Here is a 19,691-nt window from a genome sequence, read left to right as displayed (position 1 = left end):
TGAATGCTGGTATCCCAGACAGGCTGCGATTGGAAGACGTTGTCGTCTGCAACAAAGTGAAGAGGCTGTGAAGGTAGGATTGTCCGAATGCGCAAAATCGAGCTAATTGTCAGTGCAGTTGATATTCCAGATCCCAGGAATCACAGGGCGGTCCATATGGAGCTCGCGATTAGCCAGATCCGGCGCAACTGTGTTCGACTACCGGACGAATTAAAGGAACCGATGATCCGAGCCATCGAAGCCTATGCGAATGGTGTCCCCGTCGTCGTTCAAGATGAAAGAGACGAAACCATTCTCTTTGGGAAAACAGAGCTATTGCGGCTTTCTGCCACTCCTTCGAATCCAAAGCCCCTCCTTGTCTTCACAGTTTGCTTGGATCAGTGGAGCAGCAGTGAAGCCCCCAAATTCCTGGAAGAAGCACGTCGAAATATCTATCTCAGAGGAGATCCCAGGGCTGAGTAACGGAGAATCTACCCATAGCTGCCCGCAGCTACGGCTCGCAGCGCGCGATATTGAGAGCACGTCTCGAACCGGATCACCTCAATGAATTTAGGATCTGATGAATCGTAAAAATGCAATTGTCCCCGCCAATCCGATGAACCTCACCTCCGTGCCCGGGCACGGAGGTAGGGCCTTGGAGCAGATATCGACAGCCGATTTCGAGAGTCTGGGATACGAGAGACTGCACGATTTATTGCTCTATCTCATACGGGGTTGTCAGAACACGACCTTCGTGTACGACGCGGCCACGCGTAGAGCTCTGCTTCCGGCATTGACCGCAATGAAGAGACTTACCACTCAGCCGGGCAGACGTATTCCGGATCAAATCCCTAGCTATGAGGAGGAATGCATCCTTCTTGGGTTGTCCGCCGCGTTGGTAAGAAAGTGGAAGCGCAAGACCGCGACTGATCTTGATCTGAGATTTCTGCTGGGAGAGAAGCCGCTGCAGCCGCGCACCAAAACACAGATACCATCGGTCGAGTATCGCCGCTTGAAACTACTCGTCGAGTCTGTGATCTCCGGCGACCTCCGTCGAGTCGAGGAGTTGGCCCACCGCTGGCACGAAGAATACGAGCGGTGAGCGATGAATACTCTTCAAAACGGTCCGGATCAGTCTCGCTCGAAGAAGTCCCCACTCTGCCTGAATGATGATCAGGCGGACTCCCCCCCTGAAACCCGCTATTCACCGCAGTTCCCTGCTCTTCATGTGTGCCAATTGTGTGCAGCAATCGACCAGACTCGACCCTCAATCCCTTTCGGAAGTATGAGAACAGGGCCAAGATCCCGGTACGTGCGCCTCACTGCTCCCGCCCAAGCTCGTGCCCAATCAGCACGACATCTGTTCGTCTACGATCCGGGGATACATCTCAGGCCTCTTCCCTTCTTCCTAGCTCGTCTACCGGTACCTATCCGTGATTTGCACGGCAAGAGCTGGATGCGTACTTGCTCCAAGGGGTCACAAGTCCGAGATTGCGACATGGCGACTCTACGTCAAAGTGGATCGTTGGCCACATACCCGTTTATCGGTATCGACTGTGCTCGAGTCCGAAAAGTACTTGGATCAGAGATGGCTGAAGCAACGTTTTGAAGCACCAAACAATACCTCTTCTGTATGGAAGCGATGAACGTCTAGTCCTCGACCAGGAAGCCCAGCAAAGCATCGAAATCTTGCTGAGCTGGTGGCGTGCCGATGGTGAGAAGGCCATCTCCCCACTTCCAATTCGCGTATTCCATCGTTGCGTCTGCGTGCACCGCAAGAACCCTTGATGGCCTAATCCGACGTGCAAACGAAAGGCTGCCGAAATCGAAGGGGATGACGGCGAGTCGCTTTGTCCTGAAGATGTCCCCGCTGTCTTGGGAAATGAGAGCCCAACGTCCTGACCACCGGAGGCGCTCGGCACCCGAATAGCCATCCAATCTCGACTGGGCACCGCGAAGCGTCAGAACCGTGAGCTTGCCTCCATCCTCCAGGCGGCCCCAGCACTTGAGACTAGGCTCGCCTTCGAGAGAGCCCTTACTGCTATTCAACCAGAGCGGCTGCCAACCCACCTGTCGACGATACCAGCGATTGAGTGCGCGGCGTCGAGTCACGAAGTAATCCGGGACCTTCGAACCGTCAGGAAGCGATCGATGCAGAACCGTACCAGGAGCGCCAAGCACTGCGGTGTCCAGCAAGATTTCCGGATCAGAGTGCCAGTCATAGCCGCTCGAGGCCATCAATGCGAAGCCCCGCATTCCGGCAAGAGCCGCCCAGACGCTCCATTGGGCGTGCCCGCCAGGCTCATCGTTTCCAGCGTCGGCCAGATCGTCGAGGGCGACAAGGTTATAGACGCCTTTCAGGAGCGGACTAATACCGTAGTACTGAAGAGTAACGTCGGGATCCACCTCTCTGGCTGCATCCCCAACAATCTTGAGCAGCGTGTACGCATATCTCTCGCCTCGCATCGCGCGTTTGCGGGGCACGGCCACATCGGGAGGCGGCAAGGCATAAGCAAAATCCAGCTTGAGAAGTTTCGCTCCTGTGGTCTGAAGAGTCCTGCGCGTGCGCTCGCGCAGGAACTGCTGCGCCCGATCTGAACTTGGATCGAGAACGAAGTAGCTCGAATCAGACCAGAAGGGATTGTGGAAGTTGTTATTCAGCCGGGGCTTCCCATCCGCTCCACAGAGAAGATCTGCGTCCGATAAGCCTACCGCTGCCGGGTCTTTAACCCAAGTGAGCGATTGCCAGAAACCAAGGTCCAGACCTTTAGCGTGAATGTACGAGATCGCGCCTTCGAAGTCAGGGATATGTTGATGATTCGGAATGCCGCTACTCTCGAAGGTCTCCCAACCCATGTCGAGTGTGAGTTCCTCTGCATCGAAGCTCTTGGCCACATCCGCGATTTCGCGAACGTTATAGTCCTCTTTTTGAAAGTCGCCCCAGCTGTTCCAGTGGGCTTTCTGATGAACAGCCGATACCGGGAGTCCATCGCCGATTGAAGCGAACAACGAGGCATACGCGTCCCAGGCTGTTTTGCCCCATTGAAGAACGAGAGGAAGTTGCCACTCGCGGCGATCGGGGCCCGCTCCCCACAAGTCCTCTCTGTACCCATATCGAAGTGCGCCACACATTGCGCGCACCTGCAGATACATAGCACCATCCGGGATATCTCCTGCGCCGAGTGCCACCCATCCTGCGTCGCCTCCCATCGCTCCCGCGTAGATCGGCCGCGGGAAAGCAGCTGCGTACAACTGACCGGAGGTGTTGAAGGTGCCCAGCGGAAATTCTGTATTTCCGAACACAGAGGCGCGGAAGAAGCTCAGCACCGGCGAACTCTTGGCAGAAGGAATGGCATATCCCTCTGCCTGCCAGTTGGGCCAGAACGGCCTTTCCAGACTGGCCACTGTGCGCCGTTGCCGATCCGTCAACCTTGATACCCCGAAATAGACGTCAACGATCTCCGGCACTGGATGCGCCCACTCCATATGCACCGAATCGAACGAGATTCCATTTGCCAGTGCACGAAACTGGATTTGCGCTCGCCCGTACCTGTAATTGGCCGTCAGCTTGCCGCCCTGAGGACCGAGTTGAGATCGGCTCCAATCGACTTTGCCCGCATCCAGTTCATAGCTTCGGTCATGCACCCTGAGCCAAAACGCAGGCAGTACTCCGCCTTCCCAGACTCTCTGCTTATTATCGGTACGGACGAGAGTCGCATGATCAGAATCTAGGTCCCAGCGGAACGTGTATCCTTCACGAACATATTTCCACTCTGCTGCCCAAGCCATTTGTATCGCGCTCAGAACAATGGCCACGAGCAGCAACAGACGGTGGATGCACGTTTGGCGCGAACCCCCGGGAGGTTTGGAAGCTTTGACCTGCGAGACGGCAACGTTGTCTGATATGTTCTTCATGGGAAATTGTTTCTAAAATGTATTTAGCAACAGCCATCTATGTAAAGGAACTTTCGATGAGGATAAGATTCGCCGGTCTAGTCGTTGTCCTGTTCAGCTCACCCCTGTTCTGTATGGCGCAGGCATCTCCCGGGACCCAGTGCCCTGACCATCCCGAGGACCTGTTCACCGTCGCGGTTAACTCCTCCGATGTAGCCATGCACGCTACTGACGTGGGGAGCTTTGCCATCTTCCCACTCGTTCTCCAGAGCAATATATCCATTCACGCCGGGTTCGATGTGAGGTGGGTAGAGGTGCGCCCATTGTCGGCCAAGATCCACGCCACCATTGCTCCAAATCATCGTGATCTTGCCTTCACCATTTCAGACACGACCCCTCTCACCGTTGAGTTCAACAATGACCTCGCGCACGTGGTGCATCTGTTCCCGCATGCCCCAGAGGAGGATTCGGTTGAGCGATCGAGCGGGCGGCTCCGCTACTTCGGCCCGGGAGTGCATGAAGCTGGGGTGATTGAGCTTCGCACGGGCGAGACCGTCTATCTGGCGGCGGGAGCCTGGGTGAAGGGCGCCATTCGAGCAAGAGGTGTCAGAGATGTGGCAATCCGGGGATTCGGCGTTCTCGATGGCTCTACTATCACCGAATCGGAAGCCCCGTACGGTGGCCGATCTCCAATCTATCTCGAAGACACGCAGAACGCGTGGATTGAAGGCATCACAGTGGTCAACAGCCAGGATTGGACCGTTCACCTCCACCACGCGAATGGATCTCACATCAATGGCATCAAAGTTCTGAACCCCGGATCCAGGTATGGCGATGATGGACTCGATCTCGTGTCCTCAAGCCACGTTGTCGTTGAAAATGTCTTCATCCGCACTAACGATGACTGTGTGGTGGTTAAGAACCTTGCGGATCTTGAAACATCAGACGTGACCGTGCGCCACTCGGTATTGTGGAATATGCCGCGTGGTGGCAACGGTATAGAGATTGGATTTGAAACACGATCCCATGCGACCCACGACATTCGATTCCAGGACCTGGACTTGATTCATATCGAGCGAGGCGCCGCAATCAGCATCCATAATGGCGATTCGGCAGCCGTCGAGAACATCGACTATGACGACATTCGCGTTGAAGATGTTCGCCGTAAGCTGATTGACTTGGCCGTTGTGTACGCCCCTTACGGACCCGATCGGCCCGTAGACGACAAGGAAATTCATGAGCGCATGGACCGTGGCGGCACGTGGGATGCCGCTCTCTGCTACAGAGCACAGGAGAAAGGACAACTCAGCCGACGCCGCGGAACAATACGCGGCATTCGGGTCCGCAATCTACAGGTGGTCAGCGGTTTGCTTCCCTACAGCGTGATCGCCGGATACGATGGCGACCACGCTGTCAGTCAGGTTGAGATGCAAGGAATGGAGTATCAGGGCAGGAAGTTGACAACCGCCGATGCGCTTAAGTTGGTGCAGGAGTACGCAAGCGGTATCGTCATCCGTTGATTTGACGCTCTCCTAATTCATTGAGAGTTTCAGCAGCAGTGTGCCGTGCGCGGGCACCTCCGCTGTATAGCTTCCGTTGGAGAACTTCACCGGTTTATGCGCCCAGAGGTCGCGGGCTGACTTGAGCTTCTTAGCCGATTTCAGGTCTGCCACATTTACTGTGGCCTGAGCCGCCTTGCTATCCAGATTCACCACACCCACCGCAAAGCCTCCATCAGCCAGCGGCTTCATCCAGGTCTCCAGACTGCCGTTCTTCACGGGACTGGCTTGCTTGCCAAGTGCATCCTGGTCGATTGCGATCACTTCCCTGTTAAGCAGAATTGACTTTGTCTCGTCCGACATGGAGCGGATGTCGTTGCCGGCAAGAAGAGGCGCGGCCGTGAGCGCCCAAAGGCTCATGTGTGTGCGGTACTCGTCGGATGTCATGTGGCCGTTCCCAATCTCAAGCATGTCGGGATCGTTCCAATGGCCAGGGCCCGCGTAGGGTGACGTTTTGTCCTGCTTGTGAATGTTGTCCATCATCGAGTCCCACTCATCGCGGATATCTCCAGTGGTGCGCCAGAGATTGCCGCCAACTTCAGTCCCCCACTTCTCCACCTCCCCCATACCGTACTCGCAAAGGCTGTAGACGATCGGCCGGCCTGTCGATTGCAGAGCTTGGCCCATCTTCTGGTACACCCCTTGCAGGGCGTCGTTCTTGTAGATGGTTCCGGCGCTACACCAATCGTATTTGAGGTAGTCGATACCCCACTCTGCATACATTTTGGCATCTTGCTGCTCATGTCCATAGCTGGCCGGGTAACCACCGCAGGTGCGAGGTCCGGGTGAGGAGTAGATCCCAATCTTCAGCCCCTTCGAATGAACGTAATCGGCAAGAGCCTTCATGTCCGGGAATTTGTGGTTCGTATGCAGAACGCCGTTCTCGTCCCGCGTTCCTTCCCACGTGTCGTCGATGTTGATATATATGTAGCCGGCGTCCTTCATCCCGGAAGAAATCATAGCGTCGGCCATAGTCCGAACTATCTTGTCGTCCACCTTTTCGGCGAAGAGATTCCACGAGTTCCACCCCATCGGCGGCGTCTTGGCCAAGCCGTTGTACGGCACCTTTTCAAGGGCTGGAGGCTCCAGATAAGGAAGCTTTGGGAAATCGTCGGCTGCGGATGCGACATGGCCCAAGAATTTGTTTCCCCACATCGTGCCCTTCACCTCGCCACCAGAAACGTCGCCGATCAGAAATGGCTTTTTATCGTTCCACCCCACGCCAAAGAGTTCGAAATGGCCTTCGGTTGCGCTGCCTTCGACGCCATTCTGAAATCCAAGAGATCGAAGATCACCTTTTAGAGCCTTTCCATCCTGTTCCAGCGTCAGAATAGACCTCTGCTGCTCTCCGTTCTCCAGCATGTTGCCAAGAAGGACCCATCGCCCGGCGAGACTCTGGGTGGAAGCCGGAAGCGAGAAGATTGCGCAGGCAAAAAGGATGATGGCTCTCATCATGAGCGAGGTAGGCATTGGAAGTCCTTTCGTGCTTAAGTAGCTCAGAAAAGCACACACCGCATATGGTGCCAAAGATGATTTGCAGGACAACTGAGCTGGTGCGCTGCGTGCAGAGGAACTCTAAATCCTCAAGATTCTGGCGTCAACCGTCAGAAATGATTCTCCATTCGAAACATTCCCTCCGAACTCCGGCGAACCCAACCTCCCACTACGTCGAAGCCCGCGAAACCGTTCCGTGCCCGAAACCAGATGCTCGAAGGACTAAGGGATCATTGCAAAGGGAACATTTGTGACTTATGGTCATCTACTGAGGAGATTAAGTGTCCGCACGCAAGGCGAAACCGTTTTACCTCGTTCCCATTCTTTCGAAGGCCCTCGACATTCAGGAGCTTCTTGAGAAGGCGCAGAAACCCATGTCCCTTGAAGACATTTACAAGGCTGCGCGTTGCCCTAAGACGACCGCGTACCGCATACTGCGCACCTACGTTCATCGCGGATACTTCAGTCAGAACAGCGAAGGCCTCTACAGAATTTCCAGCACACCTCGGAAGCTGCGCTTCGGATTCGCAGGCCAGTCGGATGAAATGCCCTTTTCCCGGACGGTGGCTGAGAGCCTGCGCCGTGCGGCTCTCGCAAGCGGAATTGACCTCCTCGTTCTCGACAATCACTATGAAGCCCGGGCTGCAGTCGCGAACGCGCGTCGTTTCGTTCAGGAACGCGTTGACCTGATTATCGACTTCAACTCTGATCTAAGCGTGGCGGCCGAGATCGGGGATTTGGTCGCCGCAGCTGGTATTCCGATGATCGCGGTCGATCTGCCGCATCCGCACGCCACCTACTTCGGCGCGGACAACTACCGTATCGGACACAGCGCCGGAGAAGTGTTGGCGAGGCACGCTGTCGAGACGTGGAAAGGCAAGGTCTCCTGGGTTGTTGGGCTGGGCGTCGCACAGAGTGGAGATTTCATCTCGAATCGTATCGCTGGCGCCTTCGACGCGATCCGCAAAGCTATTCCCGATCTCCCGCAGGAATTCTTCGCCCGAGCTGACGCGGCAGGCAAACCCGATGTGTCTTACAAGCAGACCCTTGGCTTTTTGCGCAGGCATCCAAAGGAGAAAGGCATTCTGATCGTAAGTCTCAACGATTCCATTGCGCTCGGCGCCGTACAAGCCGTTCGCGAACTACAACGTCAGAAGCATGTAATGGTCGTCGGGCATGACGGAATTCCTGAAGCCCTCGAAGAAATGGCGCGGCGCGACAGTCCCATGGTTGGCACGGTGTATACAGACATGGAGCAGTACGGCCCTCAGCTCATTCAGCTCGGTCTCGCGATTCTGAAAGGACACGCAGTAACACCCTATAACTTCACTGATCACAGAGTCATCGACCGCGATAGCATCCTACAGGAGCGTCTCGAAGCCCAAGCCTGAGCCGTCCGCCTAGCCTCTTCGCAATCTCGATTAGAAATCCTTCCCGATATGATTTCACATATGGAATAATTCCTTGACACTCACCACTTGCTTCAAGGGGCGTCATGACCACTCGTCGGGACTTACTTAAACTGCTCTCAAGCGCCACACTTGCCTCGTCGCTTGGAGGCCGGATCGAGGATCAGAGGCACGCAAGCGCGTTGGGAAAGGATCCAGGCCAGGACGTTCTTAGGCTATCCCTCTCAGATCCGTTCAATGTGCAGCCACTGCAGAGAGTTCACGTCGCAAGCAACACTCCCGGATGGGTAGTGGTGCGAGATGGCGAGCACCGGATATACAAGGAATTTGATCTGCACTCGGAGGCTGAATTTATCGTCGGAGGGGCGCTCGGGACCCATTCGATCAACCTTTACGGGCATGATCAGAAACTGCTTGCGCAGCGGATGTTCCGCACTAGCTGCACCACGCATGTCGACGACAATGACGGCCCCTTCGGCAAGCTTTTGAAGAACTGCTACTGGACGATGTGTACCGATGGCCCTGTGCGTGCAATGCGCTTTCACGATCAGATCTTTACCTTCTGGGATTCGTGGTTAATGGACAACACGCAGACCTTGAAAGGCATGAAGTACTTCTGGCCGGATGTGACCTCCAACGTCGACTTCTACGCTCATTCCCAGCGCGAAGACGGGATGATCTGGGAGAACTTCGAATCGCGCATCCCTTACGAGAACTACTGGGACTGGGTGTTTCAGTATGCCGACTTCTCCCGATCCGCTGAGAATGGGTTCCTACAGTTGCGACGCGCGCCGGTAGAGAACCACGTCGAGGCATTCTTCGTTGAAGCTCTCTATTTCGCATGGAAAGCGAGTGGCGATACCGCATGGATGACGCAGCATCTAAACGCAGCGCTGAAAGCAGTTCACTACGCCACGAACGATCCATATCGCTGGAGCGAGAAATTCCGTCTCTTGAAACGCGGCTTCACGATCGATACCTGGGACTTTCTGGTTGACAGCGAGGCAAAGATCGCCGGCGACAACATCATGCGGGTCGTGCTCGACAAGACGCACTTTGGAATCTTCTTTGGCGACAACACGAACTTCATCGCAGGTTTGATTCGGCTCGCCGAAATGCTGGATGCCGCCGGACTAAGTGGTGACGCGACACAAGCCCGTGCAACTGCCGGAGAAATGCAGTCCCGAATCGACAAGCTCTCGTGGAATGGAGAGTTCTACAGGCATTGGATAGCGGAAGATCCAGATTTCAAGCTCGACCTAGGCGTAGACTTGGATCGGCAGGTCGCCTTATCGAACGCATACACGCTGAATCGTACTGCAACGCATCAGCAGGCTGTAGCGATCGTGCGCACATATCAACGTATCCGCGCCGAGATGCCGTCCAGTTCCCCCGGCGAGTTCTACGCCATTTACCCGCCTTTCGAGCGGGGTTTTGGCGGGGAGAACGCGAAGTGGGAATACATGAACGGCGGCGTCATGTCGTGCGTTGCAGGCGAACTCGCCCGCGGTGCCTTCGACCACGGGTTCGAGGCCTACGGCGCAGACATCCTTCAGCGTCAGCAGAAGGTCGCTGAGCGCTTCCGCGGAGTGGTTCCCGGAATCCTTCGAGGCAAGTCTGTCGAGGAGCCACCGAGAACCTTCACGCATATGAGCCTGGCCAATGTTGCAAACGCCAGCTTCGCGCCTGAGCACAGCGGTAAAGACGTAACCGTCTGGATGGGCGATCCCGACAATGCCCTGCCCGGAGTTCCAACTGGTGACCAGAAGTTCAGGAGTATCCCATTCCGCGTGCTTGACCCCTCAGCAAACGCAGGGCGCGCTTGTCTTGCGATTTCGTCTTCCCATGGCTTCTCGCGCCAAGCCTCAGTCGAGGTGGGCGCGAAGGCTCGCAGCCTGTATCTGCTGCACACAATCGGCGGAGACGATTTGGCCGGAAAGCTGAGGGTGCTATATGCGGATGGCTCTTCTTCGACGGAGTACATCCGCAAGGGCATCAATGTAGGAACGTGGTGGGAGCCACGTGACAGAGAGTTTGAGAATACCTATGTTCCGCAAGAGCTGGAGCGGTACCAGGTCGCATGGCGGGGAGCCAACTCGAGGTTCAAGAATCTGGGTATCTACGTCAGCAGTTTCCCGATCGAGCACGTTGAGCGCAAGATCAAATCGATCGAATTCCAGGCGATGGAGAATGGCGCGAAGTGGATGATCATCGCTGCGACCCTTTCTGATTCCGACCCATGGCTTCCACCTTACTCAGAAATGTCGTTTGGGATGCCGAACAACTGGGGGGCTGCGGCCATTGTCTTCGCTCTGCTTGAGGGCTTGGCTGGCATCAAGGACGCCGGCATCGCGTTCAACTCCGCCAGGGTCGCACCGCGCTGGGCAGCCAGCGACACCTCGCAGTGCAAAGTCGCCGTGTGCTACCCGGCATCGTCCGGATACGTTGCCTATAACTATCAGCTTGATCCAAGCCGAAGGCTTATTCAGATCGAGGTCACCTCAAGCGGTGATTACATCGAGCTATCGATTCTGCTCCCGCAAAACAGCCAGGCCAGTCAGGCCCGTGTCGACGGCGCAGTGGTGCAGCACCAGATTACAACCGTAGAAGTATCTGCCTACCTCAATTTGAACCTTCGGGAGCGCGGCGCACACACGATCACGGTGGATCTGAAATAGGAATTGGTCCTTTGCACATCCAGAGTTTTCGAAAAGAAAAGCCCGGCTCTCATGGGCCTGTGAAAGCCGGGATGCGTTCAGGAGGCGACGCGAAGCCCAGTAGCTTACGGAACTAAAACTCGAACTTGCCCATGACCTGAAACACACGAGCCTGGTTTGCTGCCTGCGACACGCCAAGGCCGAAGCTGCTCGTGTTCTTGAAATCCGTGGAGGCTGGAGCCGAGAGGTTCACTCGGTTCAGGATGTTCGTGCCCTCGATTCCAAGGGTCAATGTGCTGCTGTTTTCATTTCGTAGCCACGGGAGGATAACCTTCTTGTGCAGACCGCTGTCCACCGCTAGGTAGCCCGGGCCGTAGAAGCTGTTGTAGCCCTGGTTCTTCCCCCCATACACCGGTTGGGTTCCGTAGCCCGTTGGGTTGAATGCAAGAGTGTTCGTCTTTGGTAAAGAATTGGAGCAGTATCCGAACTTGTCGCAGAACATTCCTTTGCGGAATTCAGTTCGTGAGTATCCCTTCTTCTTCACCCCACTGGCGATATCCACCAGCGCGTTCGGGTTGTTGTTGCCAAGGTAATCGCCGCCCTGTCCGGGATCAGCTCCGGCAGAAGGATTGAAGTTCGCTGTTGTAATCAGAGAGAGAGGAGTGCCCGATTGTGCCGTGAACAAGCCGCTGATTTCCCAACCACCAAGAATCGCCCGCTCCAGCGGATTCTTAAGCGTCCTGCCGGGGAATTCATACTGAGCGCTGCCATTTGCACCAACCGGTACTGAACCGCTTACCGGTCCGTAATAGTGGAACGGATCATAAATATCCGGAACAAGGCCGCCGTACCCCAGGTTCTTTGACCAGGTAAATGATCCTTGCCAGCTCAATTTCCCGTGGTTCTGCCTTGCAGTAACGAGAAGAGCGTTGTAGTTTGACGTCCAAATGTTTTTCCTGTAGCCGATGTCATTCCATTCCTGACTGAGATAGGTGTACTTGCCGCCGTGCTGGATTTCGTCGCCAGGAAACGCGTTGTAGTTTCCGCTGCCAAACTGATCCCATGAGTAGGAGCCTGAATAGCCAAGCCCGACAATTACATTCCAGTTCAGCTCCTTCTCGGCCTGCAGGTTATACAGCATGGTCTTCTGCGGGCTGAGATTCAGGTCCTGCCCCTGCAAGTTTGTACGAATTACGGAAGTATGTGCCGCGTCCTGGTAGACCTCGCCGTGCGCATCCACTCCGTTCGGAGTAATCGCCGGATACTGATAGGTTCGTCCGAAGGGGGCTGGAGCTTTCCAATCCGTGCCATACAAATTCCGAACGTCGATCACGTTTAAAGGTGCCGAAGAGGCGAACATCGAAAAGCTCAGGTTCAGGTAATTCGGCGAGTTTATGATGCCTCCCTGCACGCCCTGCAAGTTGAGCGCATCCTCGTACAGCCCGATCCCTCCGTGGATCGTAAGCTTCAAAGCCGGATTCGGGGAGTATGCAAACCCGACGCGCGGAAGAATGTTCTTATTCTCCCGACCAAGCCAGGAGGTGGACATCTTTCTGGTCGATAGCTGATTGTTCACGATCGCGTCACGAAGTGACACGCCCGAGGGCCGCACCATGTTGTAGAACGGCAGAACCTCTGATCCAAGTGGCGCCGGATTACCGTAGTCATCCCACCGCAGACCCATCGTCAGCAGGAGCTTCGGGCTCACCTTCCAGTCATCTTGAACGTAAAATCCAAACTGCGTCGCCTTATCGCCGTAGATGTTCGGCAGGAACTTTCCGTCAAGGCCGCCGAGTGTTGAAAGGTTGTAGCCCGACGGATGTCCGTCGAACATGTCGCTCCAGTTCCAGTAGATCGGCACCTCAGGTTTGGAAATCCACCCCGCCTGGTTCTCGTAGTAATTCAGATGCTTCGTGTTGAATCCGAACTTCAAGTTGTGCCGGCCTCGATTCCAAGTCACGTCATCGCGCATCTGAAAATCGTGCTCGTGATTGTTAGTCGGCGATCCAGGAGTGCCAAAGTAGTCAGTTGCATCGTTACCCGTGCCCAGCATCAGGCTGAGGAACGGAATGGTATTCGCCGGGCTACCATTGAACGCACTGTAGACCCGCATGTAGCTGAAGGCCGCCTGGTTCAACAGTGATGGTGTGAAAATGTGCGTGTAATTGAAATTTAGATAGCGAGTGCCGCCGGGGGTAGTCGAATTGAAGCCGGGACGCCACCATATAAAGTCCGAAGTCTGAGGTTGAAGCAGATAGGCCGCATAAACGCGATCGTTGCCGTTCCGGAAATACTGATCCAAACGGCCATTCAGTTGGAATCCGTTTACACGCGGGCTTTGGTTCAGAACGCCCGTGTCGACAATCTCCATTCCGCAGTCAATCGGATGGAACACGCCCGTATTGTGCCCAAAGAACCATGGTCCGCTCCGCTCAGGAACGGCGCAGACTCCAGGCGACTGTTGAAACTGATCGGAGGCATGCTGCACAACGCCTGTCTTCTGCAGGGCCGCTTTTTGCCCCGAGATGGTCGAGTCGCCAGCGGGAAACGGAATGAGCAGCTTCTGCACATTGACGCTGTTTGGATAGGTCTGCGCCGCCCAGCTGTTCGGGCCGCCAACAAACTCGTTGGTGGCATAGTGGACAAGTCCGGAGATAGCGGTGATCTGCGTCTGATGCAGATAGGAGAAGAAAAAGAATGTCCTGTTCTTGACGATCGGGCCCCCTATGGTTCCCATGTACCAACGGCGGGAGAATGGCAGCGATGGCGTGGTGTTGAACCCCGTGGAATTCAATCCTCTGCCGCTATAACGCGTTCCCAGGCTTCCGTGAAAGTCGTTACTGCCGCCCTTTGTGGTCATGTTGATCTTCATTGACGAAGAGGCGCCGTAATCGACGGAGTAGTTATTTACCTCCATCGAGACCTCCTGCAGCATGTCAGGCTGCGGCACAAACTCGATCTGAGTTCCTGTGCCCTTCGAATTGCTTTCGATACTCACTCCATCCAATTCGTACGAATTGGAACCGGAAGGCCTCCCGTTAGCCTGCGCGTTCATCCCCGTAGAGCCAATATTGATTGACCACAGATTCCGGTCCTCATCGATGCCGGTGACACCAGGCGCCACGCGAACTACAGACAGCACGTCGCCATTTTGCAGGGGCAGGTTTGAGATCTGTTCTGATGCAAGCGTTGCCGCGAGCCGCGTCTCGTCGGTATTCAGCGCAGTCTGCTCCGCGCTTACCGTGACCATAGAGGTCTGGCTAGCGAGAAAAAGCTTCACGTTTACATTGGTCGCCTGATCCTGCGCGACCTGCGCTGCTACCACCTTCTTGGCGAAGCCATTTGCTTCAACTGCGATCTCGTAGCTGCCCGGCCCGAGGCCGTTGAACCTGAAGTATCCTGACGCGTTCGTTGTACCTACCCTCGTGATGTTTGTGGCCACGTCCCTCAGCACCACCCTTGCATCCGGCATCACCGCACCAGTCTGATCGCTGATCACGCCCTCCAGGCTGCTGTTGAACTGAGCGTAAGCGGTTGGTTGAGCTGCAAGGAGAAGCATCACGAAGGCGAGGTTCAAGATGTGCGTAGTCCATCGTCTGGTCATACAGGTCTCCAAATCGGTCGGAACTTCTGCAAGGCGGTCATAGCCGACTGCTGCGTTGCTGTGGAATGTCGCGAGGGAAAAGGTAGGCTACTCTTTGAGACCTGTCAAGATTTTTGGAATAGTTTCTTCTTTGGAACAAGGGACTTGAACAAATCTCTTGACTTCACGTAAGTGCTGTAAACGGATTTATTAAAGGACTTACGCGATCTATGATTTCTAGAGCGTTATCGGCATCAGCAACGGGTTAGGGACACCGTTCACTCAGGCTCACACGAGCACGCGATCACGTTTCATCCGACTTGAACGCAGAGGCCCGAAACAATTCCTGGTTTACCTTGCTCCCCGACTTGTTCATAAACGCGGCTGGCCGGAGTTGAACTGCCTCCGGCTGCTGCAACCCGCAGGATTTTCGATGCTACCCTCACGCTGCTTTAGCCGAGGGGGTCGGGAAGTGTCGCGAGATTTGAGCTCCGTGCTCATGATGGAGCGAACAGAATGACTAAATGTGTTAGGGGAGCTGTTGGGTTCGAAGGGCGTCCATCTTCAACGAGGCGATTGGCTCTTGGGCGATCTTGCTCCGAGCGGAGCGCATAGGCGCTACAGGATGCGCACCTTCATTGACGAGCCCGCGATCTCATTACGCATTGGTCTTGGCATTCAGATTTGTGGCGAAATAGCCGACATCAGGCGTCGTTTGTCCCTGATCAGTTCGTGATTTCCTGGGCATACACCGTTTCGAATTGCGGAACGAAGATCTCGTCCCAACGCTTGTGCACAGGATCGGTCGCGAACGCATTCAGCGCTGCTCGGTCAGTGAACTCAAGTGCGAAAGCGGTCTCGAACCCAGGTGGCTGCACCTTTGGCGAGTCGATCCAAACGCGCTGAATTCCGTGAATCTCCTGGCCCATGGTGGCTACTCCATCGAGTATGCGATGCTTCTGCTGTGTTGTCGTACTCGGCTTCCAACGCACGGTGACAACGACAAGGATGGTTTTGGGCTTGAGCAAGCGATGGGCCGCGGAACCCGTACCAGAAGGCGTGAGAAGCAAGGCCACCAAGGTTGCAATCCAGAATCTCGAGATCATTCTCGCATTGTAAGCGGGGATCTTTCTTCAGCGGCATTTCACCAACGGACATCTCGGACCTGTGGTCTGGGCAGCCGGCAAAGATCTTAGCGCGACGTTGAGTACCGAAATGTTGGCATCGAGCCAGCTTTGCAGAGTAGGTCGTGAATCGAGTTCGTGATTCAATACCGTCCGGTCACGGTGTCTTCTTAGGTGATCGTCGGCTCCTTTCCCCTGTGCTCTCCTTTTCCATTCGGACAGAGGCGCCCTTCTCCGGGTACCACCAGATCTCACCATGTTCGAACTTGCTCAGCCGACCGATTCGATCCGGAGTGAGCGTTTCATCGCTGATGGGGTACCCTAGCTTTCCTTTGGGACCACCTGAGGCGAGCCACAGGCTACGGATCTGGCCTTCGACAACATGAGCACAGGTCCGTTCAGTCCAATAGATCGAGGATTCAAGGACTGTGGTCTCGCCTCTCGGAACTGAGCAGGTGGGCATCGGAGAATCGGGATGCTGGCGCTCGGAGGCGATGGTGCGCGCAGGTCCGAAGACGGATCCCAAATAGTTCTGGAAGCGACCACGCGATTGATCATCGATTACTTGTTCTTCCCCCTCGCTTCGCCCGAGCAGTCCGCTCAGGCCACCATAGTTTCGATACTTCTCGGCAATGGTGACGCAAGCCAACGGAAGTGGGAATGGGAAGGGTCTCTTTCGTCTGAGCAATCCGTAAACGATGACCTGATTGGCCGCGGTCGCACGAATCACCTTGCCGTCTGCGATTGTTGGCGGAACTGATTTTGCAAACAGAACGTCCTCATCGTCGGCCCAGAGTTGTTTGAGAGTCGCGGCATCGAATGCAGCAAGTCGGCCCGGAACTGGATTCCACTGCCCGTCCCCAAATGGCATCGATGTCCATACGATTCCGTTCATCATCTTGTTGGATGAAATCGAACTGAATCCACCCGGCATCCCATCGGTCGGTGGTTTTGCAAAGGCACCGGTTGCGGTCACAACGGGCAACTCTGTGACTTTGTGAGTTGAGAAGTCGTAATGGAAGCCTTTGAGGAAATCCTTTTCCGGCATCTCGAACACGGTGCCAGCGGTTGCGCTGGTTTGCCAGAAGATCGGGCCCCCGTGGATATTGGGCCCGCAGAGTTCTCCATTACCGTACTGTTTCGGATCTACGTAGCAAAGGCCGCCATTGAACCCGGTGTTGCAGCCGGCAGCGCCTCCTGCTGCCGGACACGCTGGCTTGGTCGCGTCGTTGTGGTAGGTATTTGAAAAGGCCTGAAAGCCGTTGAACCCGAGCGCATCAAGCGAGGAGTTCTGACTCAAGGACATCGTCCCGGTATCAAGCACGTAGTAGCGACCCTGCTTCCCCCCACCGATTAGCCGCCCCTCGGGCAAGAGCATTGGACCACCGGAACCTAAGTCCGTATCACCGCCTGAAAGGGTCGCGGCATTGTTCGGTGTAAACGAGGCTGCGAGCGCAAGCCCTGCCGGCGAACTGCTTGGCGTGAGTTTGACGAAGCTGTCCTGAAGAGGCTCCGACGTCGGTCCGTTGCCGGTCTGAAAGAAGATCGAGCCATCCTCAGCCGCAACAAGCCCGTTCCCGGTTTGCCAGATTCCGGCTTCACCGGCGTTGGGGCTGGTATCAAAAACTGCTACTTGCTTAAGATCGAGAGCCCGGTAGCCAAGAACCCACCCGTGATAGGGAGCGCTTGCGCAACCGGCGTCGCAACTGAAGGTAGCGAACGCGGCGTAGACAACGCCTTTCGACAGCAACAGCCCAGGACGATTTCGCTGGCAATGAAAATCAAAGTGAAGACCCGCATTCAATGGATCGGTTGCCTGGATTAAGACGGGCTTTACGCGATCGGTGCCGTCCTGGACGTTGAGGGCATGGAGGAAGATTTGACCGTCTCTTCCCTTCACGGTCGCGTCCGAGCAACGGGCAATGACATAGAGAGTGCCGGTGTTTGGATCGATCACCGGAGTCGAGGTGATCCCGACCAAATGTGACCAAGTCTCTCCGCACACCCCTGTTGGCAGCGACGCGCAGAGGTTTGTCTGCCAAACCAGACCATGGGTGGGATCGGTGTCGAAATTTTCTGCATCGAAGGCGTATACATTGTTCTTCGAGGTGGTGACGAAGAATAGGTTTTTCAGCCCGAGCTTGGTATGAACAGCACGCAAATAGAGAGGCTGCGAAACCGTGTCCCCGTCCACGTTCCGCGTATAAAGCTTGCCGAAGTTGGTCGAGACGTTCCCTGGCGTGAGATGAACTTCAGCCCGGTAGGAACCCGAGCGGCTGTTGTCGTTGTGCTGGGTGAGCACATTCGATGGTGAGCAGTCGGCGAAAAGCGAGGTTGAAGAAGGACTGATGACGGGGCCAACATACTGAATCACGTGGATCTCATCTCCCAGGGTCCAGGTTGCGCCTCCTCCAAGAGCCATGGTGAGATCCCCGAGCACACCACCCGCCATGCCCGCAATCATGCCATTGCGAAACAGAACCACGATGGCATTAGGGTAGGTGTTCTGGACGGTGACGTAATGAGTTCCTGCGCAAACGGGCGCGACCAGTACCGGAGCGCCAAGAGTTGTAGACGGCGGTTGGGAGGTCGAGGGCGGACTAGTGGTGCAGAGCTTCTGAGTCGCCGATACATTGGAACTGGAGGTCGCCGCGGGCTGAAGAGGCGCACGGTTCCGAGCCGCTGTCGCGAAGCCATTTCCGGACGGCGCTCCATTGTCGAGAACCTGGACATTTGCGCCCACGAAAAGACCATCGAGGACCACGGCATCGGCTCCCACGGGATATGCCTCAACGCTCGGCGCCGGGGGCGGATTCGGCGAAGATTTGACGGTGACCGGATCAGAGACGGGGCTGAGTTTCTTGGTGGGAAGACTTGGGCACGCTGTCTGAATCACGGTGATGTGGTCACCGGAGTTTAAGCTTTGGGTAAAGATCGGCTGCCAGGGCTGGGTCGCATTCCCTTCCCCGATTGCCGACGGGGTGGCATTGCGGAAGACATCGACGACTGTACCCGGGTTGAGCATATTGGCGGGAACGATCTGTCCACAGGAGTAAAGGTCTGGGCCAACCACCGGCTTATTGAGGGCCGGATAAGCGCTGGCGACCGAGGGCACTACGGAGGGCGCGCTCGTGATCCCAAGCACCTGCTGTGTCGCCGTGACTTTATCGTTCAGCGCTAGAGGCGCGGGAAGATCGATGTCCGCCTCAGCGAAATAAGGCTGAGCCGAAGCCCTCTGGATCCCGTTAACCTGAACACGGACAATCGCGTGCGGTAGGAACCCAGAGACGTGAATCGCTTTGGCGCATTCGCCAATGGGTCCGACGATGGGAGGCGAGAGCGAGTTTGGTTCCCTGATAGGGAAGCGATCGTTGATCTTCGGTCCACCATCTTGCGCAGGAACAGTTAAACAGGCGAGAAAGACTGAAATGATGCACGGCAAAACCCGCAGGGAAACATAGTCTCGCATGAGCCCCTCCTGGTCGAGCGAAAAACCCGAAGCATCCGGTCGTGGACTTGATCGCTAGTGATTTCCGAACCCCGATCGTTACAAGAAAATCTTCGTATCGACCGCTTAGTCTCTGAGCACCGCCGAAGAACGTGGACAACGCTCGAGCATTTTCCAAGTAGGCGCAAGCCTACATCTTCTCCTTGAGCTTTGTTTCCCCTGCTGTTTTTTGAACGTGAGAATGAATCGACAGGCAGCCGTCATCAGCGAATCGGAAATCGCCGAATCACCCATAGAAGCCAGATTCGTATTGGGAAGTCGGCTAGGCTTTACAAATCCAGTCCACTTGGCCGTGAAACGGCCGACGCGCTCTCTTCACAGCACCCGCTAGGGTCGGTTCGGCAGGAGAACGCGTAGCCGACTCTACGTCCAGGTGGGTCGCAGAACCATTTGGAAGGGTGGTTTGGCGTGGAATCAACGGCCAACACTTCATTTCCGCTTGCCCGTCAAGTCGGAGGATACCGGTGCCGGCGTTGCTCCATCA

General features: G+C 55.7%; 10 protein-coding genes. 5 read left to right on the top strand and 5 right to left on the bottom strand.

What is annotated here, in order from left to right:
* Window positions 1-87 precede the first annotated feature (87 nt).
* Window positions 88-462 carry a hypothetical protein gene (locus DHV10_RS21700; RefSeq protein WP_109488512.1) on the top strand — a complete coding sequence of 125 codons (375 nt, stop codon included), beginning with the start codon at window positions 88-90 and terminating at the stop codon, window positions 460-462.
* Window positions 463-559: 97 nt separating this feature from the next.
* Window positions 560-1,081 (top strand): hypothetical protein, encoded by a 522-nt coding sequence (locus DHV10_RS21695; protein ID WP_162601761.1) that lies wholly within the window; start codon window positions 560-562, stop codon window positions 1,079-1,081.
* 548 nt (window positions 1,082-1,629) lie between these two features.
* Here the strand turns inward: DHV10_RS21695 and DHV10_RS21690 are convergent.
* A complete protein-coding gene (locus DHV10_RS21690) occupies window positions 1,630-3,894 on the bottom strand; it encodes an alpha-galactosidase (RefSeq protein WP_109488510.1) in 2,265 nt (754 codons plus the stop codon).
* A gap of 56 nt (window positions 3,895-3,950) precedes the next feature.
* Between DHV10_RS21690 and DHV10_RS21685 the strand changes: the two genes are divergently transcribed.
* Entirely contained in the window at window positions 3,951-5,393 is a 1,443-nt protein-coding gene (locus DHV10_RS21685; protein ID WP_162601759.1) for a glycosyl hydrolase family 28 protein, read from the top strand.
* A 12-nt stretch (window positions 5,394-5,405) separates the two neighbouring features.
* Here DHV10_RS21685 and DHV10_RS21680 read toward each other — a convergent pair whose 3' ends face one another.
* Entirely contained in the window at window positions 5,406-6,902 is a 1,497-nt protein-coding gene (locus tag DHV10_RS21680) for a glycoside hydrolase family 27 protein (RefSeq protein WP_109488508.1), read from the bottom strand.
* 305 nt (window positions 6,903-7,207) lie between these two features.
* Between DHV10_RS21680 and DHV10_RS21675 the strand changes: the two genes are divergently transcribed.
* Both DHV10_RS21675 and DHV10_RS21670 read left to right on the top strand, forming a co-directional pair.
* Window positions 7,208-8,317, top strand: a complete 1,110-nt coding sequence (locus tag DHV10_RS21675) for a substrate-binding domain-containing protein (RefSeq protein WP_109488507.1) — start codon at window positions 7,208-7,210, stop codon at window positions 8,315-8,317.
* 200 nt (window positions 8,318-8,517) lie between these two features.
* Entirely contained in the window at window positions 8,518-11,013 is a 2,496-nt protein-coding gene (locus DHV10_RS21670; protein ID WP_109488506.1) for a hypothetical protein, read from the top strand.
* 112 nt (window positions 11,014-11,125) lie between these two features.
* On the opposite strand, the gene DHV10_RS21665 is transcribed toward DHV10_RS21670, so the two are convergent.
* From DHV10_RS21665 to DHV10_RS21655, 3 genes are all read right to left on the bottom strand, one after another.
* Complete coding sequence (locus DHV10_RS21665; RefSeq protein ID WP_109488505.1) at window positions 11,126-14,596, bottom strand: TonB-dependent receptor; 3,471 nt, start codon at window positions 14,594-14,596, stop codon at window positions 11,126-11,128.
* 704 nt (window positions 14,597-15,300) lie between these two features.
* Complete coding sequence (locus DHV10_RS21660) at window positions 15,301-15,651, bottom strand: Dabb family protein (protein WP_162601758.1); 351 nt, start codon at window positions 15,649-15,651, stop codon at window positions 15,301-15,303.
* A gap of 205 nt (window positions 15,652-15,856) precedes the next feature.
* Window positions 15,857-19,168: an LGFP repeat-containing protein gene (locus tag DHV10_RS21655; RefSeq protein ID WP_109488503.1), complete on the bottom strand. Its 3,312-nt coding sequence runs from the start codon at window positions 19,166-19,168 to the stop codon at window positions 15,857-15,859.
* Window positions 19,169-19,691 lie beyond the last annotated feature (523 nt).

It is taken from the genome of Occallatibacter savannae, assembly GCF_003131205.1.
In the GTDB taxonomy this organism is placed as follows: Bacteria; Acidobacteriota; Terriglobia; order Terriglobales; family Acidobacteriaceae; genus Telmatobacter; species Telmatobacter savannae.
The sequence above is the reverse complement of the archived record's forward strand: the minus strand, read 5'-3'. Positions and strand labels throughout refer to the sequence as shown.

What these genes read in the sequence shown, in the direction of transcription:
- DHV10_RS21655 (WP_109488503.1), bottom strand. Translation starts at nt 19,168, where the DNA reads ATGCGAGACTATGTTTCCCTGCGGGTTTTGCCGTGCATCATTTCAGTC.
- DHV10_RS21690 (WP_109488510.1), bottom strand. Translation starts at nt 3,894, where the DNA reads ATGAAGAACATATCAGACAACGTTGCCGTCTCGCAGGTCAAAGCTTCC.
- DHV10_RS21685 (WP_162601759.1), top strand. Translation starts at nt 3,951, where the DNA reads ATGAGGATAAGATTCGCCGGTCTAGTCGTTGTCCTGTTCAGCTCACCC.
- DHV10_RS21700 (WP_109488512.1), top strand. Translation starts at nt 88, where the DNA reads ATGCGCAAAATCGAGCTAATTGTCAGTGCAGTTGATATTCCAGATCCC.
- DHV10_RS21665 (WP_109488505.1), bottom strand. Translation starts at nt 14,596, where the DNA reads ATGACCAGACGATGGACTACGCACATCTTGAACCTCGCCTTCGTGATG.
- DHV10_RS21695 (WP_162601761.1), top strand. Translation starts at nt 560, where the DNA reads ATGAATCGTAAAAATGCAATTGTCCCCGCCAATCCGATGAACCTCACC.
- DHV10_RS21680 (WP_109488508.1), bottom strand. Translation starts at nt 6,902, where the DNA reads ATGCCTACCTCGCTCATGATGAGAGCCATCATCCTTTTTGCCTGCGCA.